The organism is Micromonospora sp. NPDC047730 (genome assembly GCF_043204765.1).
Classification (GTDB): Bacteria; Actinomycetota; Actinomycetes; order Mycobacteriales; family Micromonosporaceae; genus Micromonospora.
This window is the reverse complement of the sequence record NZ_JBIDCU010000001.1, coordinates 467,150-492,620: the sequence shown is the minus strand read 5'-3', so window position 1 is coordinate 492,620 and position 25,471 is coordinate 467,150. Positions and strand designations below refer to the sequence as shown.

At 74.5% G+C, this 25,471-nt stretch carries 32 protein-coding genes; 14 read left to right on the top strand and 18 right to left on the bottom strand.

Features of this window, described 5'->3' with window-relative positions; genetic code table 11:
* Positions 1 to 2: 2 nt before the first annotated feature.
* Positions 3 to 2,465: a diguanylate cyclase gene (locus ACGF5G_RS02445; protein WP_393258245.1), complete on the bottom strand. Its 2,463-nt coding sequence runs from the start codon at positions 2,463 to 2,465 to the stop codon at positions 3 to 5.
* An 85-nt stretch (positions 2,466 to 2,550) separates the two neighbouring features.
* Here ACGF5G_RS02445 and ACGF5G_RS02440 point away from each other — a divergent pair, with 85 nt between their 5' ends.
* Together ACGF5G_RS02440 and ACGF5G_RS02435 are read left to right on the top strand one after the other, a co-directional pair.
* Positions 2,551 to 3,186 (top strand): 5-formyltetrahydrofolate cyclo-ligase, encoded by a 636-nt coding sequence (locus tag ACGF5G_RS02440; protein ID WP_393258242.1) that lies wholly within the window; start codon positions 2,551 to 2,553, stop codon positions 3,184 to 3,186.
* Between the two features lie 92 nt (positions 3,187 to 3,278).
* Positions 3,279 to 3,662: an FmdB family zinc ribbon protein gene (locus ACGF5G_RS02435; RefSeq protein WP_393258239.1), complete on the top strand. Its 384-nt coding sequence runs from the start codon at positions 3,279 to 3,281 to the stop codon at positions 3,660 to 3,662.
* A 312-nt stretch (positions 3,663 to 3,974) separates the two neighbouring features.
* Here ACGF5G_RS02435 and ACGF5G_RS02430 read toward each other — a convergent pair whose 3' ends face one another.
* On the bottom strand, positions 3,975 to 4,157 hold the full coding sequence (locus tag ACGF5G_RS02430) for a hypothetical protein (protein WP_350701446.1): 183 nt from the start codon (positions 4,155 to 4,157) through the stop codon (positions 3,975 to 3,977).
* Between the two features lie 251 nt (positions 4,158 to 4,408).
* Here ACGF5G_RS02430 and ACGF5G_RS02425 point away from each other — a divergent pair, with 251 nt between their 5' ends.
* Positions 4,409 to 4,735: a hypothetical protein gene (locus ACGF5G_RS02425; RefSeq protein ID WP_393258237.1), complete on the top strand. Its 327-nt coding sequence runs from the start codon at positions 4,409 to 4,411 to the stop codon at positions 4,733 to 4,735.
* Between the two features lie 109 nt (positions 4,736 to 4,844).
* Here the strand turns inward: ACGF5G_RS02425 and ACGF5G_RS02420 are convergent, their stop codons facing one another.
* Positions 4,845 to 5,327, bottom strand: a complete 483-nt coding sequence (locus ACGF5G_RS02420) for a DUF2231 domain-containing protein (RefSeq protein WP_393258234.1) — start codon at positions 5,325 to 5,327, stop codon at positions 4,845 to 4,847.
* Positions 5,328 to 5,521: 194 nt separating this feature from the next.
* Here ACGF5G_RS02420 and ACGF5G_RS02415 point away from each other — a divergent pair, with 194 nt between their 5' ends.
* Both ACGF5G_RS02415 and ACGF5G_RS02410 read left to right on the top strand, forming a co-directional pair.
* Positions 5,522 to 5,950 (top strand): Fur family transcriptional regulator, encoded by a 429-nt coding sequence (locus ACGF5G_RS02415; protein WP_350701451.1) that lies wholly within the window; start codon positions 5,522 to 5,524, stop codon positions 5,948 to 5,950.
* A 165-nt stretch (positions 5,951 to 6,115) separates the two neighbouring features.
* Positions 6,116 to 6,973: an oxygenase MpaB family protein gene (locus ACGF5G_RS02410; protein ID WP_393258231.1), complete on the top strand. Its 858-nt coding sequence runs from the start codon at positions 6,116 to 6,118 to the stop codon at positions 6,971 to 6,973.
* Positions 6,974 to 6,978: 5 nt separating this feature from the next.
* On the opposite strand, the gene ACGF5G_RS02405 is transcribed toward ACGF5G_RS02410, so the two are convergent.
* From ACGF5G_RS02405 to ACGF5G_RS02355, 11 genes are all read right to left on the bottom strand, one after another.
* Positions 6,979 to 7,821, bottom strand: a complete 843-nt coding sequence (locus ACGF5G_RS02405; RefSeq protein ID WP_393259190.1) for a RecB family exonuclease — start codon at positions 7,819 to 7,821, stop codon at positions 6,979 to 6,981.
* Between the two features lie 135 nt (positions 7,822 to 7,956).
* Positions 7,957 to 8,571 (bottom strand): MarC family protein, encoded by a 615-nt coding sequence (locus ACGF5G_RS02400; RefSeq protein ID WP_357457187.1) that lies wholly within the window; start codon positions 8,569 to 8,571, stop codon positions 7,957 to 7,959.
* A gap of 40 nt (positions 8,572 to 8,611) precedes the next feature.
* Positions 8,612 to 9,478: a PHP domain-containing protein gene (locus tag ACGF5G_RS02395; protein WP_393258229.1), complete on the bottom strand. Its 867-nt coding sequence runs from the start codon at positions 9,476 to 9,478 to the stop codon at positions 8,612 to 8,614.
* Between the two features lie 47 nt (positions 9,479 to 9,525).
* Positions 9,526 to 10,752, bottom strand: coding sequence for a hypothetical protein (locus ACGF5G_RS02390; protein ID WP_393258226.1), 1,227 nt, complete (start codon positions 10,750 to 10,752; stop codon positions 9,526 to 9,528).
* Between the two features lie 56 nt (positions 10,753 to 10,808).
* Positions 10,809 to 11,738, bottom strand: a complete 930-nt coding sequence (locus ACGF5G_RS02385) for a SigE family RNA polymerase sigma factor (protein WP_393258224.1) — start codon at positions 11,736 to 11,738, stop codon at positions 10,809 to 10,811.
* Positions 11,739 to 11,840: 102 nt separating this feature from the next.
* Positions 11,841 to 12,716: a PH domain-containing protein gene (locus tag ACGF5G_RS02380; protein ID WP_350678039.1), complete on the bottom strand. Its 876-nt coding sequence runs from the start codon at positions 12,714 to 12,716 to the stop codon at positions 11,841 to 11,843.
* A gap of 6 nt (positions 12,717 to 12,722) precedes the next feature.
* Complete coding sequence (locus ACGF5G_RS02375) at positions 12,723 to 12,881, bottom strand: hypothetical protein (protein WP_007455302.1); 159 nt, start codon at positions 12,879 to 12,881, stop codon at positions 12,723 to 12,725.
* Positions 12,882 to 13,013: 132 nt separating this feature from the next.
* Positions 13,014 to 13,700, bottom strand: coding sequence for a DUF6758 family protein (locus tag ACGF5G_RS02370; RefSeq protein ID WP_393258221.1), 687 nt, complete (start codon positions 13,698 to 13,700; stop codon positions 13,014 to 13,016).
* Between the two features lie 95 nt (positions 13,701 to 13,795).
* Positions 13,796 to 14,419: an RNA methyltransferase gene (locus tag ACGF5G_RS02365; RefSeq protein WP_357694048.1), complete on the bottom strand. Its 624-nt coding sequence runs from the start codon at positions 14,417 to 14,419 to the stop codon at positions 13,796 to 13,798.
* A gap of 124 nt (positions 14,420 to 14,543) precedes the next feature.
* Positions 14,544 to 15,068, bottom strand: a complete 525-nt coding sequence (locus tag ACGF5G_RS02360) for a hypothetical protein (RefSeq protein ID WP_393258217.1) — start codon at positions 15,066 to 15,068, stop codon at positions 14,544 to 14,546.
* A 61-nt stretch (positions 15,069 to 15,129) separates the two neighbouring features.
* The gene (locus ACGF5G_RS02355; RefSeq protein WP_350678051.1) at positions 15,130 to 15,645 is read right to left on the bottom strand and encodes a MaoC family dehydratase; all 516 of its coding nucleotides are present in this window, start codon (positions 15,643 to 15,645) and stop codon (positions 15,130 to 15,132) included.
* 547 nt (positions 15,646 to 16,192) lie between these two features.
* Here ACGF5G_RS02355 and trxA point away from each other — a divergent pair.
* The 3 genes from trxA (at position 16,193) to ACGF5G_RS02340 (ending at position 18,044) form a co-directional block, all read left to right on the top strand.
* Entirely contained in the window at positions 16,193 to 16,555 is a 363-nt protein-coding gene (gene trxA, locus ACGF5G_RS02350) for a thioredoxin (protein ID WP_091098340.1), read from the top strand.
* 134 nt (positions 16,556 to 16,689) lie between these two features.
* Entirely contained in the window at positions 16,690 to 17,130 is a 441-nt protein-coding gene (locus ACGF5G_RS02345; protein WP_393258212.1) for a hypothetical protein, read from the top strand.
* Complete coding sequence (locus ACGF5G_RS02340; RefSeq protein WP_393258210.1) at positions 17,127 to 18,044, top strand: HTTM domain-containing protein; 918 nt, start codon at positions 17,127 to 17,129, stop codon at positions 18,042 to 18,044. The genes ACGF5G_RS02345 and ACGF5G_RS02340 overlap by 4 nt, the downstream gene beginning before the upstream one ends.
* On the opposite strand, the gene ACGF5G_RS02335 is transcribed toward ACGF5G_RS02340, so the two are convergent.
* On the bottom strand, positions 18,008 to 18,427 hold the full coding sequence (locus tag ACGF5G_RS02335) for a DUF393 domain-containing protein (protein WP_350701473.1): 420 nt from the start codon (positions 18,425 to 18,427) through the stop codon (positions 18,008 to 18,010). The genes ACGF5G_RS02340 and ACGF5G_RS02335 overlap by 37 nt on opposite strands.
* A gap of 101 nt (positions 18,428 to 18,528) precedes the next feature.
* Here ACGF5G_RS02335 and ACGF5G_RS02330 point away from each other — a divergent pair, with 101 nt between their 5' ends.
* From ACGF5G_RS02330 to ACGF5G_RS02315, 4 genes are read left to right on the top strand one after another with little or no spacing between them, the layout of a single operon-like run.
* Positions 18,529 to 19,578 carry an Rv2578c family radical SAM protein gene (locus ACGF5G_RS02330; RefSeq protein WP_393259188.1) on the top strand — a complete coding sequence of 350 codons (1,050 nt, stop codon included), beginning with the start codon at positions 18,529 to 18,531 and terminating at the stop codon, positions 19,576 to 19,578.
* Between the two features lie 23 nt (positions 19,579 to 19,601).
* Positions 19,602 to 20,342: a hypothetical protein gene (locus ACGF5G_RS02325; protein WP_393258208.1), complete on the top strand. Its 741-nt coding sequence runs from the start codon at positions 19,602 to 19,604 to the stop codon at positions 20,340 to 20,342.
* A gap of 22 nt (positions 20,343 to 20,364) precedes the next feature.
* The gene (locus tag ACGF5G_RS02320) at positions 20,365 to 20,772 is read left to right on the top strand and encodes a CoA-binding protein (RefSeq protein WP_393258205.1); all 408 of its coding nucleotides are present in this window, start codon (positions 20,365 to 20,367) and stop codon (positions 20,770 to 20,772) included.
* Positions 20,773 to 20,817: 45 nt separating this feature from the next.
* Positions 20,818 to 20,955: a hypothetical protein gene (locus ACGF5G_RS02315; protein ID WP_393258203.1), complete on the top strand. Its 138-nt coding sequence runs from the start codon at positions 20,818 to 20,820 to the stop codon at positions 20,953 to 20,955.
* 12 nt (positions 20,956 to 20,967) lie between these two features.
* On the opposite strand, the gene ACGF5G_RS02310 is transcribed toward ACGF5G_RS02315, so the two are convergent.
* On the bottom strand, positions 20,968 to 22,164 hold the full coding sequence (locus tag ACGF5G_RS02310; RefSeq protein ID WP_393258201.1) for an acyl-CoA dehydrogenase family protein: 1,197 nt from the start codon (positions 22,162 to 22,164) through the stop codon (positions 20,968 to 20,970).
* A 174-nt stretch (positions 22,165 to 22,338) separates the two neighbouring features.
* Between ACGF5G_RS02310 and ACGF5G_RS02305 the strand changes: the two genes are divergently transcribed.
* Entirely contained in the window at positions 22,339 to 22,890 is a 552-nt protein-coding gene (locus ACGF5G_RS02305) for a DUF4190 domain-containing protein (RefSeq protein WP_393258198.1), read from the top strand.
* 19 nt (positions 22,891 to 22,909) lie between these two features.
* On the opposite strand, the gene ACGF5G_RS02300 is transcribed toward ACGF5G_RS02305, so the two are convergent.
* Complete coding sequence (locus ACGF5G_RS02300; protein WP_350701482.1) at positions 22,910 to 23,815, bottom strand: SDR family NAD(P)-dependent oxidoreductase; 906 nt, start codon at positions 23,813 to 23,815, stop codon at positions 22,910 to 22,912.
* Between the two features lie 120 nt (positions 23,816 to 23,935).
* On the opposite strand from ACGF5G_RS02300, the gene ACGF5G_RS02295 reads away from it, so the two are divergent.
* A complete protein-coding gene (locus ACGF5G_RS02295) occupies positions 23,936 to 24,442 on the top strand; it encodes a DUF4190 domain-containing protein (protein ID WP_393258195.1) in 507 nt (168 codons plus the stop codon).
* 57 nt (positions 24,443 to 24,499) lie between these two features.
* Here ACGF5G_RS02295 and ACGF5G_RS02290 read toward each other — a convergent pair whose 3' ends face one another.
* Positions 24,500 to 25,456: an HpcH/HpaI aldolase/citrate lyase family protein gene (locus ACGF5G_RS02290; RefSeq protein WP_393258192.1), complete on the bottom strand. Its 957-nt coding sequence runs from the start codon at positions 25,454 to 25,456 to the stop codon at positions 24,500 to 24,502.
* Positions 25,457 to 25,471: the final 15 nt, after the last annotated feature.

The following is a 25,471-nucleotide window of genomic DNA, read 5'->3' as shown; positions in this document are numbered from 1 at the left end:
GACTATCGGCCACGGCTCTGCCGTGGAGGGTGAGGACCGGAAGACGCGCCGCCGCTCGTGCCGGGCCGCGCGGGACCGGGTCCGGCCGGCGCGGTCCGGGGCTCGGCCCCGGGTCCGGCCGGCGCGCCGCGCGGCTCGGCGTCGACCGGATCGGCCGGTTCGGGGCGGGTCCGGGCCGGCTGGCGCGGGGCGCCGGCGCGCGGCAGCCCGTCCTCGGGGCTGACCGCGCCCGCCGGGACGGGGATCTCCCGGGCCGGCGGGTCGGCCCGGCCGTGGGCGACCGGCTCCTCGCCGGCCCGGCCGCCGCCCGGCCGCTCCTCGCCGCCCCGGCCGCCGCCCGCCCGCTCGTCGTCCGCCCGGCCGCCGTCCGCCCGCTCGTCGTGCGCCGGGCCCGGGTCAGCCGGTTCGTCGTCGGCCCGGTCGTCGGCGATCCGCCAGGTGTCCCGGCCGCCCGCCTTGGCGGCGTAGAGCGCGTCGTCGGCGGCGTCCAACACCTCCTGGCCCGTGCTGGCGTGGCCGGGATAGACGGCGATGCCGATGGAGACGGTCACCGCGATGGCCACGGGCGCGGCCCCGCCGTGCCCGTCGGCCGTGATCGGGGCCTCCCGGATCGCCGCGCCGAGCCGCTCCGCGACGATCGCCGCCCCCCGGGCGTCGGTCTCCGGCAGCAGCACCACGAACTCCTCGCCGCCCTGCCGGAAGGCCAGGTCGACCTCGCGGATCTCGCCCCGCACCCGGCGGGCGAACTCCGCCAGCACGGCGTCGCCGGCCGCGTGTCCGTGCGTGTCGTTGACGTCCTTGAACCGGTCCAGGTCGAGGGCGAGAACGCTGAGCATCCGGCCGAACCGGTTCGCCCGCTCGACCTCCCGGCGGATCGACTCCCGCAGGTAGCGGTAGTTCCATAGCCCGGTCAGCGGGTCGGTCAGCGAGAGCCGCTGCGCCTCCTCGTGCACCCGCACGTTGTCCACCGCCACGGCGGCGTGGCCGGCGAAGGTCCGCAGGGTCACCAGGTCGTCGTCGTCGAACTCGTCCGCGCCGAGCCGGTCGTAGAGGGCCAGTACACCGAGCGCCCCGGCCGGGGAGGCCGGCTCCGACGACCCGGGCCGGGCGGGCGGGGCGTCCGCGCGGGCGGCGGCGTCGACCGCGCCCGGGGCGCCCGGGGCGGCGAACGGCACCGCGACGTACGTCCGGCAGCGCGGCTCGCCCGGCGGCACGGCGGAGGGTTCCGCCCGGCCGCGCTGCGGCTCGCCGGTCGCCGCGACGGCCCCGAGCACGCCGCTGCCCAGCGGCACCCGCAGCGGCCCGGCCCGCTCCTCGGGCGGGCAGCGCCCGTCCAGCCCCTCCGCGCACTGCGCCACGAGCACCCCGCCGTCGTCGACCAGCAGCACCGCGCCGGCCCGGGCGCCCGTCGCCGCGATCGCGCTGTGCAGGATCACCCGCAGGATGCGTTGCAGGTCGTGCGTGCTGGCCAGGGTGTCCCCCAGCACCGCGAGGTGCCCGCGCAACTGGTCGCGGCTGCTGGTCAGCGCCGCCACGTAGGTGCCGGTCTCCCGGGTCATCCGGTTGAACGCGCCGGCCAGCCGGCCGATCTCGTCGCGGCTGCGCACCGGCACCCGGGCGGTCAGGTCGCCGCGGGCCACCCGGTCGACCGCGCCCGCCAGCTCCACCAGCGGCCGGGTGGTCACCCGGGCCAGCCGCCCGGCGGCCACCACGGCCAGCAGGGCCGCCACGAGCACCGCCGCGACCAGGGCGGCGTACAGGCCGGGCGGCTGGTCGCTGGGGACCGAGAGCACGAGCGGCAGGGGCTGCCCGGCGGACGGGCCGACCCGGCGGACGTACCGGCCGTCGGCGGTCTCGGTGACCCGCTCGCCGTCGACCGTGCCGGCGGCGGCGAGCACGGCGTCGCGTACCCCGGTCGACTCGGTGGTGTGGGCGAGCCGGACGGGCGCCTCGGCGTCGTCGAGCAGGGTGACCGCCACGCCGGTCACGGCCGCGAGCCGCGCCACGAAGGCCGGGTCGACCGGATGCGCCGCGGCGACCGTGCCCAGCGGCCCGCCGGACCGGTCGCGCAGGTCGACCCGGGCGGCGAGCGCCCGCACCGGGCCGGCGGCCGGCGCGGCGGTGGAGCAGTCCCGCCAGGGCTCCGGCGGCCCGCCCGGCGAGGCGTAGGTGACCCGGCCGGCCACGTCGGTGACCCGCACGGCGGCCGCCAGGCCGCGGCTGACCACCTGGCCCGCGGCGCCGGGCCGGTCGCCGGTCAGGGCCACCGCGTCGGCGGCGGCCCGCAGCTGCTGACAGAGGGCGTCGACCGAGGTGCGCACGGTCGCGGCGGCCACCGCCAGCCGCTCGGTGGAACGGCTCCGGTCGACGGCCACCACGGTCGAACCGACGAAGAACGCCCCGAGCAGGACCGGGCCGAGCACCACCGCCAGGAAGGCTGTGGTCAACCGCCCGCGTAGCGTCACTCGGTCCCCCCGGAAGTTCCGCCGCCGTCGCTTGCGATGCTGACACAGAGCAACCAGGTGACAAACGTTGCGTCAGGAGTGTTGCGTGCCCGATTTTTCTCATGAAGCGGAAGCGGCGAAGCGGGACGTGCGCGCCGCCGTGCTCGCCGCCCGCCGGGCGCTGACCGCGCCGACGCGGGCCGAGGCCGCCGGGCGCGTCCAGGCCGAGCTGGTGGCCCTCGTCCGCCGGCTGCGCCCGCGCCGGATGACGGCGTACGTGCCGGTCGGCTCCGAGCCGGGCGGGCCCGACCTGCCGGCGGTGCTGCACGCGGCGCTGCCGCCGGGGGCCGAGCTGCTGCTGCCGGTGCTCTGTGCCGACCTCGACCTGGACTGGGCGGCCTGGGCCGGCATGGACGCGCTGGTGGCCGCCGGCCGGGGCATGCGCGAGCCGGCGGGGCCGCGACTGGGCCGGGACGCGGTGGCGGCGGCCGAGCTGGTGGTGGTGCCGGCGCTGGCGGTGGACCGCCGGGGGCTGCGGCTGGGCCGGGGCGGCGGCTCGTACGACCGGGCGCTGGCCCGGGTGCCCGCGACCGCGCTGACCGTGGTGCCGCTGCACGACGGGGAGCTGGTCGGGTCGCTGCCCGCCGAGCCGCACGACCGCCCGGTGCGCGCGGTGGTCACTCCCGCCGACGGCCTGCGTACGCTTGACGCCGCCCCCGGGGACGCGGCGGGTCGCGCCTGAGGGCGGCGGTGTCGCGCCCCACACTTCCGCTGGACGAATCCGGGGGCGATGACGCACCATTGGCACTCGAAGACGTCGAGTGCCAACCGGCCGTGCCAGATCCGGAGGAGAACGTGCCCACGTACCAGTACGCCTGCACCGCGTGCGGCCACCAGCTCGAGGCGGTGCAGTCCTTCTCTGACGAGCCGCTGACGGAGTGCCCCGCGTGTGAGGGGCAGCTGCGCAAGCTCTTCAACTCGGTCGGCATCGTGTTCAAGGGCTCGGGCTTCTACCGCACGGACTCCCGCACCTCGGGCAGCGACACCGGCAGCGGCGGCGCCGCCAAGCCGGCGAAGTCCGACTCGTCCTCCTCCGGCGGCGACTCCGGCTCGTCGAGCGGCTCGACCGCCGCCTCGTCCTCGTCGTCGTCCAGCTCGAACGGCTCCGGCGGCGGAGCGAGCAAGACCCCGGCCGCCAGCACCGCCAGCGCCTCCTGACGCACGCCACATCCTGTCCCGGGGCCGGCCCCGCCCGCCCCGGGCACGTCCCGCTGTGCGGGCCACCGGTTTAGGGACACGGCCCCCGCCTCCTGGCTCGCCGTCCCGGGTCCCTGGTCGACCGCGGCGGCGTCTCGGATCGCCTGGTGACGCCCGTGGGCGCGACGGGGTGGTCGCGCGGTCGCCGGCAGGCGGTTGTCCACAGGGTGCCCGCGTCATCCACAGGCCCGGGGGCGTTGTCCACAGGCCGCCGGGGTTTCTCCACAGGCGCGGAAGCAGCCTCGGATGTCGGTGGGTCGCCTGGCAGGCGGTTCAGTCCCAGTGCGGCGGGCGCTCCGCGAGCAGCCAGTCGTCGTTGCCGCCGGAACGCTCGCCCCAGCCCCGATCGGTGTCGTCGGCGGTCTGCTCGGGCAGCACCACGAAGTCGTCGCTCAGGTCGACCGTACGGTCGTCGTCGCCGCGTACCGCCGGCGTCGGAGGGAACTCGGTGCTCACGAGCGGCAAGACTAGCGCAGCCGCGACCGGGTCACCGCGTCGAACCAGGTCCGCCACGGTGCCCCGGTGGCTCCGCCGACACGGCTGGCCGGGGGCGTCCGGTCACGGCTCGCCAGGCTGCCCGGCCATGGCTGACCGGGGCTCTCCAGGCTGCCCGGCCACGGCTGACCGGGGCTGTCCGCGCCGACCCGCCGGTGGGCCGGCCGCGTCCGGCCGGTCACCGGGCCGGAGCGTTGGTAGCGTCGGACGGCGTGACGACCCCCACCTCCGGCAGCGCCCCGGACGAGTACTGGCGGCGGCCCGACGCCGCGCCGGAGCAGTCCGGGACCCGGGCCGCACCGACGCCGGCGCCCGGGGGCGGCTACGCGGGCCCGCCGGCCACCACCCCGCCCCCGGCCGGGTGGCGACCGCCGGTGCACCTGCGACCACCACCGCCCCGGCGGCTGCCGCCGCAGGACATGGCCGGGCTCGACACGGCGGAACAGCGGGCGCAGCGACTCACGTACGGCGTCGGCGCGCTGGCCGGCGCGGTGCTGGTGATCCTGGTCTGCCTGCTCTGCTCACGCCTGATCTTCTGACCCACCCCACTCCCCCAGCGCGATCTTGCAGTTACCGCCCTGGCAAAGCGCGCGAACGGGGACAGAACGCGGGCCGAAAGCGCAAGATCGCGGAGGCCAGGGGCGGGTGTCAGAGGGTGTTGCCCCAGACGGCCTCGGCGCCGGAGTGGCCGGTGAGGTAGGCGTAGACCAGGCTCACGACGCCGAGCGCGACCACCACGACCGACAGCACCGGCGTGATCCAGGACGGCAGCCTCGGCACGCGCGGGTGCCCGCTCGTCACCACGAGCAGCAGCAGCGACGCCACAGCCAGCGGCAGGGCGTACCAGAACAGGAGGTCGCCGTAGCGCGAGTGCTCCAGGATCTGGTCCACGATCGGGCCCTGCATGCCCCGGGCCAGGAACGCGTCGTTCAGCTCCTCGCCGGACTCGACCGCGACGAAGGCCGTCACCGGCGCCGCCACGGCGAGGATCGCCACCGCCCAGTCCAGCCGGGGCCGGAACCGGGGCAGCGCCACGTACGCGGCGGAGAGCAGGGCCAGCAGCGGCACGAGCACGACGACCGCGTGCACCACCAGCACGTGGGCCGGCAGGCCCAGGATCTCCTTGAACATCCACACCTCCGGCGTACGCGGTCGCGGGTTGCCAGCGTACGGTGCGCCGGCCGCCCCGCCCAGAACTCTCGATCCGCTACACGCACCCCGGACAGGTCCGGTTCACCGCCCGGACGGGCAGGCTGGCTGTGGCCGGGGCCACCCTCTGCCGGAGGCCGGTTGTCGACCCGGTCACCTCGTGCTGTCATTGACAGATGTCCGGCGGGGAGGAGCTGCTCCGGTCGAGGGGCCTGCGGGTCACCCGGCCGCGCCTCGCCGTGCTCGACGTACTGGCCGCCGGCGGCCATCTCGAGGTGGACGAGATCACCCGGCGGGTCCGCGAGCGCCTCGACTCCGTCTCCACCCAGGCCGTCTACGACGTGCTCGGCGCGCTGTCCCGGGCCGGGCTGTCCCGCCGGATCGAGCCGGCCGGCAGCCCCGCCCGCTACGAGGCGCGGGCCGGGGACAACCACCACCACGTGGTCTGCCGGGGCTGCGGCGAGATCGCCGACATCGACTGCGCGGTCGGCAGGGCCCCCTGCCTGGACCCGGACATCGCTCACGGGTTCGAGGTCGACGAGGCGGAAGTGACCTTCTGGGGCCTCTGCCCCACCTGCCAGGCCCGCCGCTCCGCCGACGACTGACCCAGCCGCGCCGGATCCGCCGCGCCGCCGACGCCGGACCGCTCCGTGGGGCCCTGGCTCTGCCGCTCCGCCGACAACCGACCGTCCCCGCCGACGACGGTACGGCCGACGGGCTGACGTCCGTTGCCCGGGGCGGAGGGTCGCGGGGCATGGCACGCTTGGTCGGTGGACTCCGATGACCTCGGTCTGTTCGGTCCGGGTTCGGTCACGTGGAAGGTGCACGAGGAGCCGATCCTGATCGTCGCCGGCCTGCGTTCGCTCTACCTCCAGGCGCTGCATCCCCGCGCGATGGCCGGGGTCGCCCAGAACAGCGACTACCGCTCCGACGCCTGGGGTCGCCTGGTGCGCACCGCCACCTACGTGGCGACCACCATCTACGGCACCACGGCGGAGGCGGAGGCCGCCGGGCGGCGGGTACGCCGGCGGCACGCCCGCCTGCGGGCGACCGACCCGTCCACCGGGGAGGAGTTCCGCGTCGACGACCCCGACCTGCTGCGCTGGGTGCACGTCACCGAGGTCGAGTCGTTCCTCGACACGGCCCGCCGGGCGGGGCTGCCGCTGACCGCCGACGAGATCGACGGCTACTACACCGAGCAGCGGCGCGCCGCCGCGCTGGTGGGCCTCGACCCGCAGACGGTCCCCGGCACCGCCGCCGAGGTGGCCGACTACTACCGGCGGATCCGCCCGGAGCTGCGGATCACCCGCGAGGCGGCCGAGACGGCGCTCTTCCTGACCGCCCCGCCGATCCCGTGGAAGCTCAGCCTGCCTGCCCGGATCGGGCTCAACCTGGGGCCGGCCCGCTGGGCGTACTTCGGCATCGCCGGCACCGCGTTCGCGCTGCTGCCCGCCTGGGCCCGGCGGCTGTACGGCGGCCTGGGCCTGCCGACCACCGCGCTCTCGGCCGACCTGACGGTGCGGGCGCTCCGGCTGACCCTCGCCGCGGTGCCCCGCCGCTGGCGGGAGGGGCCGTTGCAGCAGGCCGCGAAGGAACGCGCCGCCCGCCTCGCCCGCACCCCCGCCTGAACCGTTCAGTCCCGGCCGGGCAGCCGGTCGGCGGGCTGCTCGACGGCCGCCCACGGCTCCTTGCCGGGCGCCTGCGCCCCCGCCGGGCAGGTGCGCCGGTAGTCGCACCAGCCGCAGCGGGGACCCGGCGTGGTGGGGAAGGCGTCGTCGGGGTCGTCCCCGTCGGCGACCGCCCGCTCGGCGGCCATGATGTCGCGCGCGGTCTCCTCGGCCCGGGTGAGCTGCCGGGCCAGCGACTCGACGGTGTGCTCGTGCGCCGCGACCGTGCCGGTGGGCAGGTGGTGCAGCTCCACCCGGCGGCACGGCCGGCGGAACACCCGCTCGGCGGCGTACGCGTAGAGCGCCAGGGCCTGGGAGCCGCGTGCGTCGTCGGCGTCCAGCCCGGTGCGGCCCGTCTTGTAGTCCACGATGACCAGCTCGGGGCCCTCGGGCCCGGGGCGGGAGTCGATCCGGTCGGCCCGGCCGTTGAACGCCAGCACCCCGGTCTTGACCGCCACCACCCGCTCCACGCCGAGCGGGTCGACCCCCGGCTCCAGGGTCTCGACGTAGGACTCCAGCCAGCCCAGCGCCCGCCGGTAGGCCGCCCGCTCCTGCTCCTCGTCGCGGTAGCCCTCGCGCACCCAGGTGCCTTTGAGCAGCGCGGCGAGCGCCTCGGGCCGGCGCCGCTCGGGGCTGAGGGCATACCAGTTCTTCAGGGCCGTGTGCACACTCGCGCCGAGGGAGTTGTGCGCCCACGGCGGGCCCTTGGGCGGCGCCGGACGGTCGACGTAGGAGTAGCGGTAGCGCCGGGGGCAGTCCGCGTAGGCGCCGAGCTTGCTGGGGGTGCAGACGAAGAGCCGTTCCGGCATGCCCTCGAAGCCGAGCTGCTCGGGCTGGTCGCCCCGGGGGCGGGGCGCCCGGCCCGTGGCGGAGGACCGTCCGGCTGAAGAGGCTCGTCGCACACCTGGATCCTGCCATCCGGCCCCGACAAACCCGGGCGGCGGTCAGGCCATGTTGGCGTACTGGGTCACGAAGGCGGCCACCGCGTCCGCGATGAGCTGCACCGCGATCGCCGCGAGCAGCAGGCCGGCGATCCGGGTCAGCACCTCGATCCCGCCCGGGCGCAGGATCTTGACGATCCCTCCGGAGAACCGGAGCACCACCCAGACCGCGACCATCACCGCGACGATCGCGGCGGCGATGGCGGTGTAGTCCGACCCGCCGTCGGCCTCCTTGACGAAGAGCATGGTGGCGACGATGGCGCCGGGACCCGCCAGCAGCGGCGTACCCAGCGGCACCAGCGCGATGTTCGAGGTGACCTGCTGGCTCGGGTCGTCGGCCTTGCCGGTCAGCAGCTCCAACGCCACCAGGATGAGCAGCAGCCCGCCGGCGGCCTGCAACGCCGGCAGGTCGACGTGCAGGTAGTCGAGCAGCGTCTGGCCGGCCACCGCGAAGATGACGATCACGCCGAGCGCCAGGGCGACGGCCTGCCAGGCCGCCCGGTTGCGGTCCCGGGCCGTGAGCGGGCCGGTCAGCGCCAGGAAGATGGGCATCATGCCCGGCGGGTCGACGATCACCAGCAGGGTCACGAAGACCTCACCGAACAGCTTGGCATCCACGTGATCAACGTAGCCGCGCCGCTGGAGACTGAAACGCGGATCAGCCGGAAGCGATCCCGGTCACCCCGCTCGCCTCGGCGATGATCCGTTCGTACGCCTCCGGGTCGGTGGTGAACGCGCCGAGCCGGACCGTCTTGTGCGTGCCGTGGAAGTCCGACGAGCCGGTCACCAGCAGGCCCAGCTCTCCGGCGAGGGCGCGGACGTGCGCCCGCTCGGCCGGGGAGTGGTCCTCGTGGTCGGCTTCCAGGCCCGCCAGGCCCACCGCGGCCAGGTCGGCGATCAGCGCGTCCGGCACGATCCGCCCCCGCCGCGTCGCCCGGGGGTGGGCGAAGACCGGCACGCCGCCCGCCGCGCGGACGAGCCGGACCGCGTGGAAGACGTCGATGTCCTCCTTCGGTAGCCGGTAGCGCTCGCCCAGCCAGTCCGGCCCGAACGCCTCCGTGGTGGTGGCCACCAGGCCGGCCCGGATCAGCGCCTGGGCGATGTGCGGCCGGCCCACCGAGCCGCCCGCCGCGCCGGCCAGGATCTCCGGCCAGTTCACGTCGATCCCGTCGGCCCGCAGCAGCGCCACGATCCGCTCGCCCCGCTCCTCCCGCGCGGCTCGTACCCGGGCCAGCTCGGCGACCAGCTCCGGGGCGTCCGGATCGAAGAGGTACGCCAGCAGGTGCAGCGGCACCGCCGGCTCCTCGCCGTACCAGCGGCAGGAGATCTCCGCCCCACGGACGAGGCTGAGCCCGGCCGGCAGCGCCCGCAGCGCGGGCTCCCAGCCGGCGGTGGTGTCGTGGTCGGTGATCGCCACGACGTCCAGCCCCGACTCCGCCGCCGCCCGCACCAGCTCGGCGGGGCCGAGCGTGCCGTCGCTGGCGGTGGAGTGGGTGTGCAGGTCGATCCGGGGGCGCGCGCTCACCGCCCCGACGCTACCGGCCACCGCCGACGCCCGGCGCGCGGGCGCGGTCAGGAACCGTCGCGGCCGACCGGGATCGGGCGCTGCCCGTCGCCCATGCCGCCGACCGGGGCGCCCGACGACTCCTCGCCCGCGAGCACCCGGCTCACGTCGACGCGCACCAGGCCGGCACGGGCGTCGGAGTAGTACGCCCTCCCCTCGGGCGTCCACGCCACCGGCCCGTGCACGGGCGGCCCGGCCGGGCGGACCGCCCGGGTGGCGCCCAGCCGGTCCAGGTCGACCAGCAGCGCCCGGTCCTCGCCGCCCACCCGCCCGTTGACCAGCAGCCACCGGCCGTCGGCCGAGACGCCGCCGCGCCCGTCGTCGCCGAGGGTAGGCCCGCAGCCGGTCCGGGCGGACGCGAGGTTTCGGGTCGGGTCGAGCAGGGCGAGACAGGGCCGGCGCGGCGTGCCCGCGGACACCTGCGCGACCACCACGCCGTCGGGGCGCGTGCCGTAGACCCGCAGGGTCGCGCGGTCGCCCCCGCTCTTCAGCGGGCCCTGCGCCGGACGCCACAGGGTGTGGCCGGGCTGGTCCGCGTCGAGGCGCACCAGGACGGCGTCGCCGGCGAAGCCGACCGGCACCGCCCCGGCCGGCGCCGGCGTACGGGCGGCGGCGACGACCTGGGTGCCGACGATCCCCGCGGCGACCAGCTCGGCGCCCTCCCGCCAGGCGACCTGGCGCCCGTCGCGGCTGAGGGCGATGTCCCGCGCCCCGGCCAGGAGCAGGTGCACCGCGCCGTGGGGCTGCACCACCCACAGCGCCTGGCCAGCCGCCGTCGGGGCGCCGACCACGGCCCAGCCGGTGCCGTCCGGCAGCCGCTGGGCGCGCTCGGCCGGGCCCACGTCGGGCAGCGTCAGCCGCTGCCCGCTCGTGGTGGCGAGCACCGCGCCGAGGATAAGGTCCACCTCGCCCCGGCCCGCGCCCTGCGCCGGGTCGGTCGGTGGGGCGACCGGCAGCGACGGGGTCAGGTTCGGCAGGGGCGAGGCGTACGGGTCGCCGAGCACGACGGTCGGATGGGTGGGCTGGCCGGGCTGCTGCCCCAGCTGGGCGATCCCGGTGCTGATCCCCACGGTGGTGACCGCGGCCAGCGCCAGCCCGACCACGGTGCGCCGGCGCCGGGCCCGGTCGGCCCGGCGGATCGCCAGGCCCGCCGGGTCGGCGGCGAGCGGGTGGGCGACGGCGACCCGGCGGGCGAACGTCTCCCGCACCGCCTGCTCCAGCTCGTCCTCGGTCACGCCGTATGGACGCCTCGGGCCGCCGGTCCGGTTGTCAGCAGGGCCCGCCGGGCGGCTCACCGACGCTCTCCGGCGCCGGTGCCGGCCGGTACGACCGGCAGTCCTCGCGCCTCGTCGCGGTCGGCCCCCGCCCGGCCGGCCGGGGTTCCCGGGGCAGATCCTTCCCCACGGCCCGCCCGCGCCGCCCCCGACGACACGGGAACGGGCTCCGCCGCCGGCTCGCCGACGGGCGGCGTGCGCCCGGCGTCCGGCCCGGGCAGCCCGGCGGCGGAGGCGGGCAACGCGGGCGCGGGCCCGACGTCCGGTGCGTCGACGCGCGGCGGGGCGTTGGTCGCCGCGACCACGGCCGCCGCGTCCGCGCCCACCACCATCCTCGGTGCGCCGTACGCCGGCGGCCGTCCGGCGCCGGCGGGTGCGGGTGCCGGCCGGTCGGCGGGAGCGCGCCGGGGCCGGGGCGGGGTCGGCGCGGCCCCGCTCGGCAGGTCGAGGGCGGCCTCGGCGCCCATCCGGCGGCGCAGCGTGCCCAGGGCACGCGAGGTCTGGCTCTTGACGGTGCCCGGGGAGATGCCGAGCAGGGCGGCGGTCTGCGCCTCGGACATGTCCTCGTAGTAGCGCAGCACGAGCACCGCCCGCTGCCGGGTGGGCAGCGCGCTCAGGTGGCGCCAGAGCAGGTCGCGGTCGAGCTGATGCTCGATCTCGTCGACCGCGGCGCGCTCCGGCAGCACCTCGGTGGGGCGTTCACCGTGCCAGCGCCGGCGCCACCAGCTCGTCGAGGTGTTGACCATGACCCGGCGGGCGTACGGCTCGATCGCCTCGATCCCGCCGAGCCGCTTCCAGGCCAGGTAGGTCTTGGTCAACGCGGTCTGTAGCAGGTCCTCCGCGGTCGCCCAGTCCCCGCTGAGCAGGTACGCGGTGCGCAGCAGGGCGCCGGAGCGGGCCGCGACGAAGTCGCGGAACTCCTCCTCCAAGGGATCCCTGCTCGCCATCAGCCACCTCCGCGCCCCGTCTCCCTGGCAGGTTGCCACGGCCGGGCAGGTCGGGTCGACGGCGAATGGTGCGCAGTTCCTCCGATGTTCGGACGAAAAGTTTCACGCCCCGTCGTCGGCCTTGGCCTCGTCGGCCTCCTTGCCCAGCCGCGCCTCGACCGCCTGCGGCTCGTACATCTCCTCGACGACGCGCAGGTAGAGCTCGTTCGGGTTGGGCAGATTCTTGATCTCGCGGAGCGCCTGCTCCTGACCGGCGGACTCCAGCACGAACGTGCCGTAGTTGAGCGCCCGGCCGGTCGGGGTCTGCTCGTACTTCATGTCGGTGACCCGGACCAGCGGCATCATCGCGACCCGCCGGGTGATGATGCCGTTGACCACCATCACCCGCTTGTTGGTCAGGATGAAGCGGTCGTACCACCAGTCGGCGACCTTCCACGCCACCCAGCCCATCACCGCGAACCAGAGCAGCACGGCGATCGTGGTGAGCGCGCCGACGTCCTGCCCGGCGAGGAAGCCGGAGAGGTAGCCGAGCACGAACGTCGCGGCGATGCCGACCAGCAGCGGGGTGGAGAGGTGGATCCAGTGCCGCTTCCACTCGCCCCGGTAGCGCTCGGTCGGGAAGAGGTAACGCGCGACCAGCGAGCTGGGCTCGTCCTCCAGCGGCAGCACCCGGCGCGGGGCCATGCCGGCGGCGTCGGCCCGCAGGCCGGCCAGCTCGTCCTCGGAGATCTGCGGCGGCTGGTAGCCGGCCTCGGGATCACGGATCCAGGCTCGACCGGACCGCCCCTCCCCGGCGTACGCCGGGCCGTCGCCGAAGCCGGCGTCGTCCGAAAGGGAGGGGCCGTCGCCGAGACCCGGGCCGGTGCCGTAGCCCGGCCCGTCGTCGGGCCCGAGCCGGGGGATCGGCTCCGTGTCTCGCTCCCGGCGCTCCCGGTCGGGGTCGTCGGGGTCGAACGGTGGACCGGAGGGGTTACCCATCGGCGGCTAGGCGACGAGGCTGGTGAAGAAGTCGCCGAAGCCCTGTGCGATGTCCATGATGCCGCCGCCCAGGGACTTGAACACGTCCGCGGCGGAATTTGGCCGGTAGGCGACGAAGAAGATCAAGAATGCGATTCCGGCCCAGGTGAGGACCTTCTTGACCATGGCGGGCCATCCTCTCGCGCGGCGCCGGGTCCCATTACCGCAGCGGCACCCAGAGTATCAGTGTGATGTCGTACAGTGAATATCTGCGTCCGTTCTCCGTCATTCCGGGAGACCTGTCAAGCCTGGAGCTTGTCAAGCCTTCCCGTGCAGATACGGAGACGGTGCGCCGTACACGAGCTCGGGCGGTGTCCACTCGGTCAGGTCGTGCAGCACGACGTCTTCCGCGAGCAGGTGACCCGCACTCGCCGGCCAGGCTATCGCATGGAGCCACAATCCCCGAGCCTCGCCGGCGTACGCGCTTCGATCCGTAGGCGAGTTCACAAGCCACAGTGGAGTCGGGTGACCGGCCACCTTGATCCTGGCCTGCCCGACGTGCTCCGGGTGACCAGGCCCGGGGTCGGTCAACGCCTCGGCCAGTTCCGGCCCCGGGTCCGGGCCGGCCATCCCGGCGAACCGGGTGCCCAGGCCGACGCCCGGCTCCTCGGCCACGAAGACCAGATCGGCGGGGCCCTCGCCGAGCGGCGCGGGCCCGGCGCAGGCGACCGCCGTGGCGCGCACGCCGGTCCGGTCGTCCCCGGCGTACGCCACCCCGGTCATGGTCCAGCCCGGCGGCAGCGGCCACGGGCACCAGAGCGGCGTCGCCGGCCGGCGCGGCAGGTCGGCGGCGGCGGTGATGCGGTCCACCACGCTGGCGACGATCTCCGCGCCGATGTGCTCGGGCACGTGCAGCGGGGGGACCGGCCCGCAGTCCAGGCAACGCGATTCGGTGTGCATCAGGTCCGGCGCCCGCACGGGCCCGCCACATCTCGGACAACTCACCGCGACACTCACCTTCCCACCGTCGCCCCGCGCCGCCGCCCCGTCAAGCGGAGCGCCGGTTTCGGTGCCGCCGGCCGGTGCCGGGAACGACCCGCTCAGGCGGGCGGCGGGCCGGCGTGCGCGCGGATCCAGGCGTGCATCGCGATGCCGCTGGCCACGCCGGCGTTGATCGACCGGGTGGAGCCGTACTGCGCGATGGAGAAGAGCTGGTCGCAGGCGGTACGGGCCGGGTCGGACAGGCCCGGTCCCTCCTGCCCGAAGAGCAGCACGCAGCGTCGCGGCAGGGTGGTGGTCTCCAGCGGGCGCGACCCGGGCAGGTTGTCGATGCCGACCACCGGCAACTCCCGCGCGACCGCCCAGGCCACGAACTCCTCGATGGTCTCGTGATGCCGCACGTGCTGGTAGCGGTCGGTCACCATCGCGCCGCGCCGGTTCCACCGGCGGCGGCCGACGATGTGCACCTCGGCGGCGAGGAAGGCGTTGGCGTTGCGGACGACCGTGCCGATGTTGAAGTCGTGCTGCCAGTTCTCGATCGCCACGTGGAAGTCGTGCCGGCGCCGGTCCAGGTCGGCCACCACGGCCTCGCGCCGCCAGTAGCGGTACCGGTCGACCACGTTGCGCCGGTCGCCCTCGGCGAGCAGCTCGGGGTCGTACCGCGGGTCGTCCGGCGGGTCCCCCGGCCACGGTCCCACGCCGACGTCGAGCTGGTCTCCGGTCACGGTCACGCAGGGTACGGCCCACGTGCCCGGCCCCGGGCCGCGCCCCCGGCGGCGGCCCGGTCCGGCAGCGGCCGGATCGGCGGGCCACCGGGCCCGGGGCGCCGACGGGTCGACCGGCGGCGGCTCAGCCCAGCCCCAGTGCGCCGCCGAGCCGGTCGAGGAAGCGGCGGTCGGCGGGTGCCGGCGGCAGCGCCTCGGCCCCGGGCGTCGCCGCCCGGCAGACCCGGGCCGCCACGGACTGCACCCACTGCCGGTACGCCGCCGAGTCGGCGGGATCGGCCCGCCGCAGCACCCGGGTCGCCGCGCGGCAGACGGCCAGCAGGTCCACCAGGTCGGCGGGCCGGTCGACCGACGGGGAGGCCCCGTCGTGGCGGGCGTAGATGGCGGCGACCACCGCGCGGACGAGATCGCTGTCGAAGGCCCGACCCGCCGCGACCGCGTCCAGGCCGGCGAGCCCGGCGGAGACCCCCCGGCGGGGCCGGCCGGGGCCGGGCGCGGCGGCGGCCACGATCACCCGACCGGGCAGGCTGGTCAGCAGATCCCACTCGGCGGCGGAGTAGACGGCGGTGGTCAGCGGTGCGGCGCGGCGGCCGGCAGAGGGCGGCTCTCCGGCGACGGAGTGGCTCATGGGGACCTCCGGCGCCAGCATATGCCCCGGAAGGGGAAAAGGGCCCCTTCCACACGAACCCGGCGGGAAGGGGCCGTCGACGTCAGCGCGGCTCGGGGAAGCTCGGCCGCTCCGGGTCCACGCCCTCGGGCACGGTCGTGGCCGCGTACTCCTTCTTGGGAACCATCACCCGGCGGCGGAAGACGCAGACCATGGTGCCGTCCTGGTTGTAACCCCGGGTCTCCACCGAGACCACGCCCCGGTCGGGCTTGGAGGACGACTCGCGCTTGTCCAGCACCGTGGTCTCGCCGTAGATCGTGTCGCCGTGGAAGGTCGGCGCCACGTGCCGCAGCGACTCGACCTCGAGGTTCGCGATGGCCTTGCCGCTGACGTCTGGCACCGACATGCCCAGCAGCAGGGAGTAGATGTAGTTGCCGACCACCACGTTGCGCTTGAACTGGCTCGCGGACTCGGCGTAGTGCGCGTCCAGGTGCAGCGGGTGGTGGTTCATGGTGAGCAGGCAGAAGAGGTGGTCGTCGTACTCGGTGACCGTCTTGCCGGGCCAGTGCCGGTAGACCGCGCCGACCTCGAACTCCTCGTAGTAGCGGCCGAACTGCATCCTTGTCCCCTTCGACGGGCGGCGATGGAGTTCGGCACAGCATGCCTTATGGAGTGTTAAGGCGATGGGTGGGGCGCGGGCCGTGCGGAAATGTCACACCGGCACCACCGAGGGGAGACGCAATGAGCGGCGGGGCCCTCCCCGGCACCCGCCGCCCACGCTCTGATGCGGAAGATTCTGCCGTACGACAACGAGGACCGAACAGAGACAGAGGTCACATTTATCTTTTCGTAACACTACCCTGCGTCATCACATCGGGAGCCGTCGGCGATCTCCGCACATCGGATAGCCGCTTGTCAACCGCCAGATTGCTGAATTACGACGATCCGTTGAGTCGATCTTCATGGAAGCGTTCCCATCACCGCTGGTCACGCAAATGCGTCGTGCACTTGCGATCAGCACCTCAGGCAAAGCCACCTCCGTCGATGGGAGCGGGACCACCCTCACGGGCCGTGGGCGCGCGTTTCGGCGCGCAACTGTCGGGAATTCCACGCGGTACGCCCTGGTTCCACCAGACGTAGCTATTCCGCGCCGATCGGAGACTTTCATGGCAACCGTAGAGCTGACCACGGCAAACTTCGACGAGGTGGCCGGCAGCGACGGCATCGTGCTCGTCGACTTCTGGGCCGAGTGGTGCGGCCCGTGCAAGCGGTTCGCCCCGGTCTACGAGCGCTCCTCGGAGAAGCACCCCGACATCGTCTTCGGCAAGGTCGACACCGAGGCGCAGCAGGAGCTGGGTGCCAAGTTCGACATCCGCTCCATCCCGACCATCATGGCGATCCGCGACGGCGTCATCGTCTTCGCCCAGCCGGGCGCCCTCCCCGAGTCCGCCCTGGAGAACCTGATCGAGCAGGTCCAGGCGCTCGACATGGACGACGTCCGGCAGAAGCTGGCCGGTCACCAGCACTGAGCCGACCCACTCCACGACGGCCGGGCCCCACGGGCCCGGCCGTCGTCGCGTCCGCGACCCCGTCCGCCCGGCGGCGACAAGTGGCCGTCGGAGGGACCCGGAGCGGGCGGTACATCCCGTATCGTCACGACCCGATGGAGACCTTGACCAGCCGTGGACGCGCGATCCGGCTCGCCGCCACCGCCCTCGGCCTGGCCGTCCTGCTCGCCGGCACCGTCTGGGGCACCGACGACCACTTCCCGTTCGGCCCGTTCCGGATGTACTCGACCTCCAACCCGCCGAACTCCCCCGCCCCGGACACCCGGGTCGAGGGCGTCGACAGCACCGGCGCGGTCGTCGACCTGGGCGAGCGCGCGACCGGCATCCGCCGGGCCGAGATCGAGGGCCAGCAGGACCGCTACGCCGCCGACCCCGAACTGCTCACCGAGGTCGCCGACGCGTACGCCGAACGCCACCCCGACGCGGCCGAGCTGGTGGAGGTCCGCATCGTGATCCGCTGGCACGGCATCCGCGACGGCCGGCCCACCGGCCGCTGGACCGACGAGACGGTGGTCTCCTGGCAGGCGGACCGATGAGCCGCTGGTTGACCGAGCCGGTGCCCCGCGGGCGGGTGGCCGCCTTCCGGACGCTGATCTACCTCTTCGTCGCCGCCGACCTGGTCGTGTTCACCCCGTGGATCCGCACCCGGGTCGCCGTGCCCGGGGAGCTCTACCAGCCGCTGCTCATCGGGCGGGTGGTGCCGCTGCCCACGCCCACCCCGGCGCTGGTCGCCGTGATCTTCTGGGTCCTGCTGCTGCTCGCCCTGCTCGCCGCGACCGGCCGGGCGCCCCGACTGCTCGGCTGGGCCGTCTTCGCGCTCTACTTCGAGTGGATGATCGTCGCGATGAGCTACGGCAAGGTCGACCACGACCGGTTCGGCCTGCTCGTCGCGCTGGCCGTGCTGCCCACCGCCGGCCGGGCCCGGCACGGCGACGCCACCCGCTCCGAGGCCGGCGGCTGGGCCCTGCGGGTCACCCAGATCGCCGTCATCTGCACATACTTCCTGGCCGCCTGGGCCAAGCTGCGCTTCGGCGGGCTGGACTGGCTGACCGGCTCGGTGCTGGCCCGGGCGATCCTCCGGCGCGGCACCGAACTGGCCGACCTGATCGCCTCGGTGCCGTACCTGCTGATCGTGGCGCAGTTCGGCATCGTCGCGTTCGAACTGCTCAGCCCGGTGGTCTTCCTACTGCGGGAACGCTGGCGGCTGGCGACGGTGGGCTTCTTCTACTCGTTCCACCTGGTCACCGTCGCGACCATCACCATCTCGTTCGCCCCGCACCTGGCCGCGATGACCAGCTTCCTGCCGCTGGAACGGGTCCGGCCGGTCGTCTGGGCGCGCCGGCTGCTCACCCGCCGCGCGGGGGACGGTGGACGGCCCGCCGACGCGGGCGGCCCCGCGCCGTCACTCGCCGGTCAGGCGTCCGCCGCCGGCCGACCGGACGGGCCGTAGAGGCGCTCCCGCGCCTCCTGCGGCAGCGCACAGGCGGCCGTCCCGCCGGGGAGCCGGTGCCGGTTGCGGGCGACCCAGCGGTACGCGGGCCAGGCGGCGGCGCGTACCGGCGGGAACCGGAGGCCGGTGCCGGCCACCCGCCAGAGCGGGCCGCTGTCGCCGAGCAGCTTCGCGATCGCGTCGGGGCCGGCCGCGCGGGAGCCGTCCGCCCCGACCCACTGCACCGCCTCCTCGCACTCCGCCTCGGTCAGCCCGAGCGCGTCGAGGTCGGCGAACTGCCACGGCACCACGTGCACGCCCGTGGGGATCCGCCGGTCGATGAACTCGGCGCACCGGGTGCAGAACGCGCAGTCCCCGTCGTAGACGAACGTCGACCTCTCCATGCCTCCATCCTCCACCCGCCGGCCACTGACCGAACGCCGAGGTGGGCGGGAACACGGCGAGTCGCTTGCACTCCGCTCGTACGCGTGTTCGAATGAAGGTCATGCGCTGGGACAACCTCTCCGCTCCCCCGGACGAGGGGGTCCCCGATCGGGCAGCGCCAGCGACGCCACCCCTGCCGCTGGCGCTGCCCGGCGCGATCGCCCGCACCTTCGACACCCCGGGCTTCGCCGGCATGACGTTCTACGAGATCCGGGCCAAGTCGATCATCAACAAGGTGCCCGGCGCCTCCCGTGTCCCCTTCGAGTGGACGATCAACCCGTACCGGGGATGCAGTCATGCATGCGTCTACTGTTTCGCGAGAAATTCTCACACCTACCTCGACCTCGATGCCGGTACGGACTTCGACCGGAAGGTGATCGTCAAGGTCAACGCGGGTGAGCTGGTCCGGCGGGAGCTGGCCGCGCCGCGCTGGCGGGGCGCGCACGTCGCGATGGGCACCAACGTGGACTGCTACCAGCGGGCCGAGGGGCGCTACCAGCTCATGCCGCAGATCATCGCGGCGCTGCGCGACTTCGCCAACCCGTTCTCGATCCTCACCAAGGGCACGCTGATCCTGCGGGACCTGCCGCTGCTGCGCCAGGCCGCCGAGGTGACCCGGGTCGGCGTCTCCTTCTCGGTGGGCTTCGTCGACGAGCGGCTCTGGCGCGCGGTCGAGCCGGGCACGCCCAGCCCGCGGCGGCGGCTGGACGCGGTGCGGGCGCTGACCGACGCCGGCTTCGACGTCGGGGTGCTGATGGCGCCGATCCTGCCCGGGCTCAGCGACGACGACGCCTCGATCGACGCCACGGTGGCGGCAATCGCGGCGGCCGGGGCGACCAGCGTGACCCCGTTGGCGCTGCACCTGCGCCCCGGAGCCCGGGAGTGGTACGCGCACTGGCTCGGCCGCGAGTTCCCCCATCTGGTCCCCCGCTACCGCGAGCTCTACCGCTCCGGCGCGTACGCCCCGCAGTCCTACCAGCGGGAGTTGACGGCGCGGGTGCGGATCGCGTCGCGCCGGCACGGGCTGCACCGGGGCGAGCGCGGGGACAACCGTCGCCTGCCCGACCCGACACCCGCGCCGCCGGCCGCCGAGCAGCTCAGTCTGCTGTAGACGCCGGCCGATACCCTGCCGCCGTGCGGGAGACGATCGACCGGGCACTGCGCCGGCAACGGATCGCGGTGACGGCCGCACTGGCGGTCGGGCTGCTGTGGGGCGTGGCGACCGGGTGGGCGCTGCGCACGGGCGATACCGGCGCCCTGCTCACGCTGCCGCCGTTGCTCGCGCTCTGCTGGAGCCTGCTGCGGCTGTTCGGACGGCCGAGCACCGCCGAGCTGCGGGTCGCGGAGCAGGAACGCGTTTTCTTCGGGCCGCCCAAGCACGGGATCGGCTACCGCTGCTTCCTCCTCGGCTTCCTCGCCTTCCAGGCGACGTACCAGGCGAGCCACCCGGCTGCCTCGACACCGGACGGGTGGCGGTGGCTCCTGGGGCTCCTGTCCGGGCTGTTCGCCGTAACGCTGACGGTCGCCCTCTGGCGACGCGTACCCACCGTCGCGTTGACGCCGGACGGGATCACCGCGGGCGACCCGCTGCGGCACTTCCACGTGCCGTGGGAGGCCCTGGACCCGGCGGTACGGGTCCGCTCGCCGCGGCAGTCCGGCTTCCTCCGGTTGCCGGTGCGGCGACCGGAGCTGATCCGGCACCGCGGCCTCGGCGTGCGCCGCGCGGTGGCCATGGAGACCGGGGAGCTGGACGTCGCGCCGGAGCTGCTGGTCGGGGCGATCCGGCACTACCTCGCCCACCCGGAGCACCGCGCGGCCATCGGCACGTCCGAGGAGTACGCCCGGCTGCGCCGCGCGCTCGGGGGCGGCGGCTGAGCGGCGGGGTTAGAGTCGGCGGGTGCGTTCCGCTCAGCAGATCCTCGCCGACTCCGCCGTGATCGCCGTCGTGGGCGCGTCCCGCGACCCGCGCAAGGCCGCGCACAGCGTGCCGTTGCAGATGCAGCGGTACGGCTGGCGGATCATCCCGGTCAACCCGACCGCCGACGAGCTGTTCGGCGAGCGGGTCTACCGGTCGCTGGCCGACATCCCGCACCCGGTCGACCTGGTCGACGTGTTCCGCCCGTCGCAGGACGCGGTGGAGGTGGTGCGCGAGGCGGTGGCGATCGGCGCCCCGGCGGTCTGGTTGCAGCTCGGCATCGTCTCGGCCGAGGCGCGGCGGATCGCCACCGAGGCGGGCATCGACTACGTCGAGGACCGCTGCCTGATCGTGGAGCGTGCCGCTGGTGGCCTCACCCGACTGAGCTGACCCGGCTCGGGAAGGGTCTCGCCACAACGGCAACGGCCGCCCGCCGTGTCGTACGGCTGGCGCTCCTGGTCGCGGCGGCCGCGCCTGGCGGCCGCGATCGAGGCGTACCGGGAACGACCGCAGGCGCTGGCGGTGGGGCCGGTCACCGCACCGGAACCGGCCGTCGAGCCGGCCGGTGGGTGACCGGCGCGCCCGTCAGAGCTTGTACTCCTTGAGCAGGCCGCGGGAGATGATGGTCTTCTGGATCTCCGAGGTGCCCTCGCCGATGAGCAGGAACGGGGCCTCCCGCATCAGCCGCTCGATCTCGTACTCCTTGGAGTAGCCGTAGCCGCCGTGGATGCGGAACGCCTCCTGGACGACCTCGGCGCAGTATTCCGAGGCGAGCAGCTTGGCCATGCCGGCCTCGACGTCGTTGCGCTGGCCGGCGTCCTTGAGGCGGGCGGCGTTGACCATGAGGGCGTGCGCGGCTTCGATCTTGGTGCCCATCTCGGCGAGCTTGAAGGCGACCGCCTGGTGCTTCGCGAGCGGCTGGCCGAAGGTGCGGCGCTGCTGGGCGTACGCGACGGCGAGTTCGAAGGCGCGGATGGAGATGCCGCAGGCGCGGGCGGCGACGTTGACCCGGCCGACCTCGATGCCGTCCATCATCTGGTAGAAGCCGCGGCCGACCTTCTCCGCGCCGCCGAGGACGGCGGTCTCGGGGACGGTGACCCCGTCGAGCACCATCTCGGTGGTCTCGACGCCCTTGTAGCCCATCTTGTCGATCTTGCCGGGGATGGTCAGGCCGGGCGCGGTCTCGCCGAAGCCGGGCTCCTTCTCCAGCAGGAACGTGCTCATGTTCCCGTAGACCGAGTCCGCGCCGGTGTCGGTCCTGACCAGGGTGGCCACCACCGAGGAGTACGCGCCGTTGGTCAGCCACATCTTTTGGCCGTTGATGACGAACCGGTCGCCCTCACGTACGGCCTTCGACTTGATCGCCGAGACGTCGGAGCCGCACTCCGGCTCCGACATCGAGAAGGCGCCGCGCACCTCGCCGGTGGCCATCCTCGGCAGCAGCCGGGCCTTCTGCTCGGCCGAGCCGTGCTGGGAGATCAGGTACGCGACGATGAAGTGGGTGTTGACGATGCCGGAGATAGACATCCAGCCCCGCGACAGCTCCTCGACCACCAGGGCGTAGGTGAGCAGAGACTCGCCGAGCCCGCCGTGCTCCTCGTCGATGGTGAGGCCGAAGAGGCCCATCTCGCGCATCCCGTCGAGGATGTCGGTCGGGTACTCGTCAGCGTGCTCCAGCCGCTGCGCGTGCGGGATGATCTCCTTGTCGGCGAACTCCCGGACCGTTTCCAGGATCGACCGCTGCACATCGGTCAGGCCGGGCGTCTGGGCGAGTCGGGCCATCTCAGCCTCCGGGGGTCGGCGCCTTACTCATGGGTAACTGAACGCTCGGTCAGTATCAGCCGCCTGGCGGGCGAGGCCAAGGTGACCAGTCCACACAACCGCTGTGAAAAGGTTCACCGCTGCGGGTAGCGTCCGGCAAGAGGGGACGTGATCCGCCACCGGCAGGAGGAGACCGTGAGCCAGCCACCGCCGCCGGGCCCGCCCGATCCGGACCGGCAGCCGTCGCCCTGGGAGCCCCCGCCGGGCCACGACCCGTCGCGGTCCGAGCCGCCACCGTCGTGGTCCGAGCCGCCGGCGCCGTACGGGCAGCCGTCCGCCCACGAGCAGCCGTCCTACGGGCAGCCGTCCCACGGGCAGCCGGCGTACGGGCAGCCCTCCTACGAGCAGCCCGGCGAGCCGCCGCACGGCCAGCAGTGGGCGCACCAGCCGCCGTACGCCCCGCAGGTGCCCTACGGGCAGTACGGCCCGCCGTCCGGCCCCCGCCCTGGCGGCGGCACCAACGTGCTGGCCATCCTGTCGCTGGTGCTCGCGTTCGTGTTCGCCCCGGCCGGCATCGTGCTCGGGCACCTGGCCAAGCGGCAGATCCGCACCACGGGCGAGGAGGGCGACCAGCTCGCCACCTGGGGCCTCGTCCTCAGCTACGTCTTCACCGGGCTGGGCCTGGTCGCCTGCTGCGGCTGGATCGCCCTGGTCGTCGTCGCCGGCGACCACGGCACCACCTACTGACGCCCGCCGTCGGCCCGGGTCAGCGGAACTGTGCCTCGCGGACGCTGTTGCCGCCGTCCACCACCAGCATCTGCCCGGTGATGTACGACGCGGCCGGCGAACAGAGGAAGGTGATCGCCGCGGCCACCTCGTCCGGCGTGCCGGGGCGGCCGACCGGGGTGCCGAGGCCCTGCTTGATCTCGGCGACGGTCGAGGCCGCGGTGTGGATGGTGCCCGGGGCGACCGAGTTGACGGTCACCCCGTCGGCGATCATCTCCATCGCCAGTGCCCGGGTCAGCCCGACCACGCCCGCCTTGGCCGCCGCGTACGCCGCCTCGGTCGGCAGGGCGTTGACCGGCCCGGCGGTGGCCGCGAGGTTGACGATCCGGCCCCAGCCCCGCTCGGCCATGCCGCCGATGAAGGCCCGGCTGCACAGGAACGCGGTGGTGAGGTTCCGGTCGATCTCGCCGCGCCACTCGTCGTAGCTGAGCTGGGCGACCGGGCGCAGCACCTCGGGGCTCGCCCGGCTGGCCAGCCCGGCGTTGTTGACCAGCACCTCCACGTCGCCGAGCTGCTCGGTGACCGCGTCGGCGAGCGCCCCGACCTCCGACTCGTCGGTGAGGTCGGCGACGAAACCGGTGACGCCCAGCTCGCTGGCCCGCTCGTGGATGCGTCGGGTGGTGGAGACGATGGCCACCCGGGCGCCGAGATCGGTCAGCCGGCGCGCCGTCGCGTACCCGATGCCGTCCGGGCTGCCCGCCCCGGTGACCAGGGCGACCTTCCCGTCGAGTCGCATCGTCACCGGGTCCGGCAGCGGCGCCGGCTCGTCGGTGCCGGCGGGGCTCGCCGCGGCGGCGGCCCGGGTGCGCCGGGCCAGGCCGGGGCGGCTCACGTCCCGTCTCGGTCGGCTTCCGGAGCGGTCCGCGGCTCGCGCGTCAATCACCATGCCAGGATCCTGCCCGCTTCCCGGGGCCCGGGCAACGCGGCACACCCGGTGGCGACCCCCCAGGGTTTGCGCCGGCGTGACTACCCTGACGGGCGCACCCGCACCCAACGGAGTAGACGAATGACATATCCCCCGCCGTCCGGCGGCTGGAACGACCCGGCGTGGTCGGGCCAGCAGTCGAGCCCGCCCGCCGACCCGGCGAGCGGCCAGCCCATCCCCACCCAACCCACCGCCGACCCGTACGCCCCGGCGGACCCGTACGCGGGCGGCGACCCGTACGCCGGCATGAAGCAGGCGGACCTGTCCGCGCCCGCCGGATACCCGCCGCCGCCGGCCTACCCGGCGTACGGCTACGGCGCCCCGCAGAGGACCAACGGCATGGCGATCGCCGCCCTGGTGCTCTCCCTGGTCGGCTTCGCATCCTGCATCACCGCGCCGGTCGGCGCGATCCTCGGTCACGTCGCGGCCAAGCAGATCCAGCAGACCGGCGAGGGCGGCGAGGGCATGGCGAAGGCCGCCATCATCATCGGCTGGATCCTCACCGGCCTGATCGTGCTGGGCATCCTCTTCTACGTGGGGATCATCATCTTCGCGATCAGCCAGGCAGACACCAGCAGCAGCTACTGAACGACGGTGCCGCCCCGGTGTGGACCGGGGCGGCACGGATCGTCGGTCCCGGCGGGACTACTCCGCCGGCGGGGTGAAGGACGAGGTCCGGGTCATGCCCGCGGCCCGGCCCTTCGCCGCGACCACGAGGGCCATCTTGCGCGACGCCTCGTCGATCATCTCGTCACCGAGCATCACGGCGCCGAGCCGACCGCCCGCCTCCGAGGTGTAGTGCTCGTACGCGTCGAGGATCAGCTCGGCGTGGTCGTAGTCGGCCTGGGCCGGCGAGTAGACCTCGTTCGCGGCGTCGATCTGGCCCGGGTGCAGCACCCACTTGCCGTCGAAGCCGAGCGCCGCCGAGCGCTTCGCCACCTCGCGGAACGCGTCCACGTCGCGGATCTGCAGGAACGGGCCGTCGATGGCCTGCTTGTCGTGCATCCGCGCGGCCATCAGGATGCGCATGAGGATGTAGTGGTAGGGGTCGCCCGGGTAGTCCGGGATGAGGGCGCCGACCACCAGGGACTTCATGTTGATGGAGGCCATGAAGTCGGCCGGGCCGAAGATGATCGTCTCGACGCGGGGCGAGGCGGCGGCGATGGCGTCCACGTTGACCAGGCCGGCGGCGTTCTCGATCTGCGCCTCGATGCCGATCCGACCGACCTCCAGGCCGAGCGTCTTCTCCAGCTGGGTCAGCGTCATGTCGAGCCACTGCACCTGGGCCGCGTTCTGCACCTTCGGCAGCATGACGCAGTCGAGGTTCGCGCCGGCCCCCTCGACCACGTCGATGACGTCCCGGTAGGTCCACGGGGTGGTCAGGTCGTTGACGCGCACGACCCGGGTCTTGCCCGACCAGTCGCCCTCGTTGAGCGCCGCGACGATGTTCTTCCGGGCGTCGGGCTTGGCCAGCGGGGCGACCGCGTCCTCCAGGTCCAGGAAGACCTGGTCGGCGGGGAGGCCCTGGGCCTTGCCGAGCATCTTGACGCTGGAGCCGGGTACCGCGAGGCAGGACCGGCGGGGGCGACCGACTGCGGCCATGGATGCGCTCCTTCC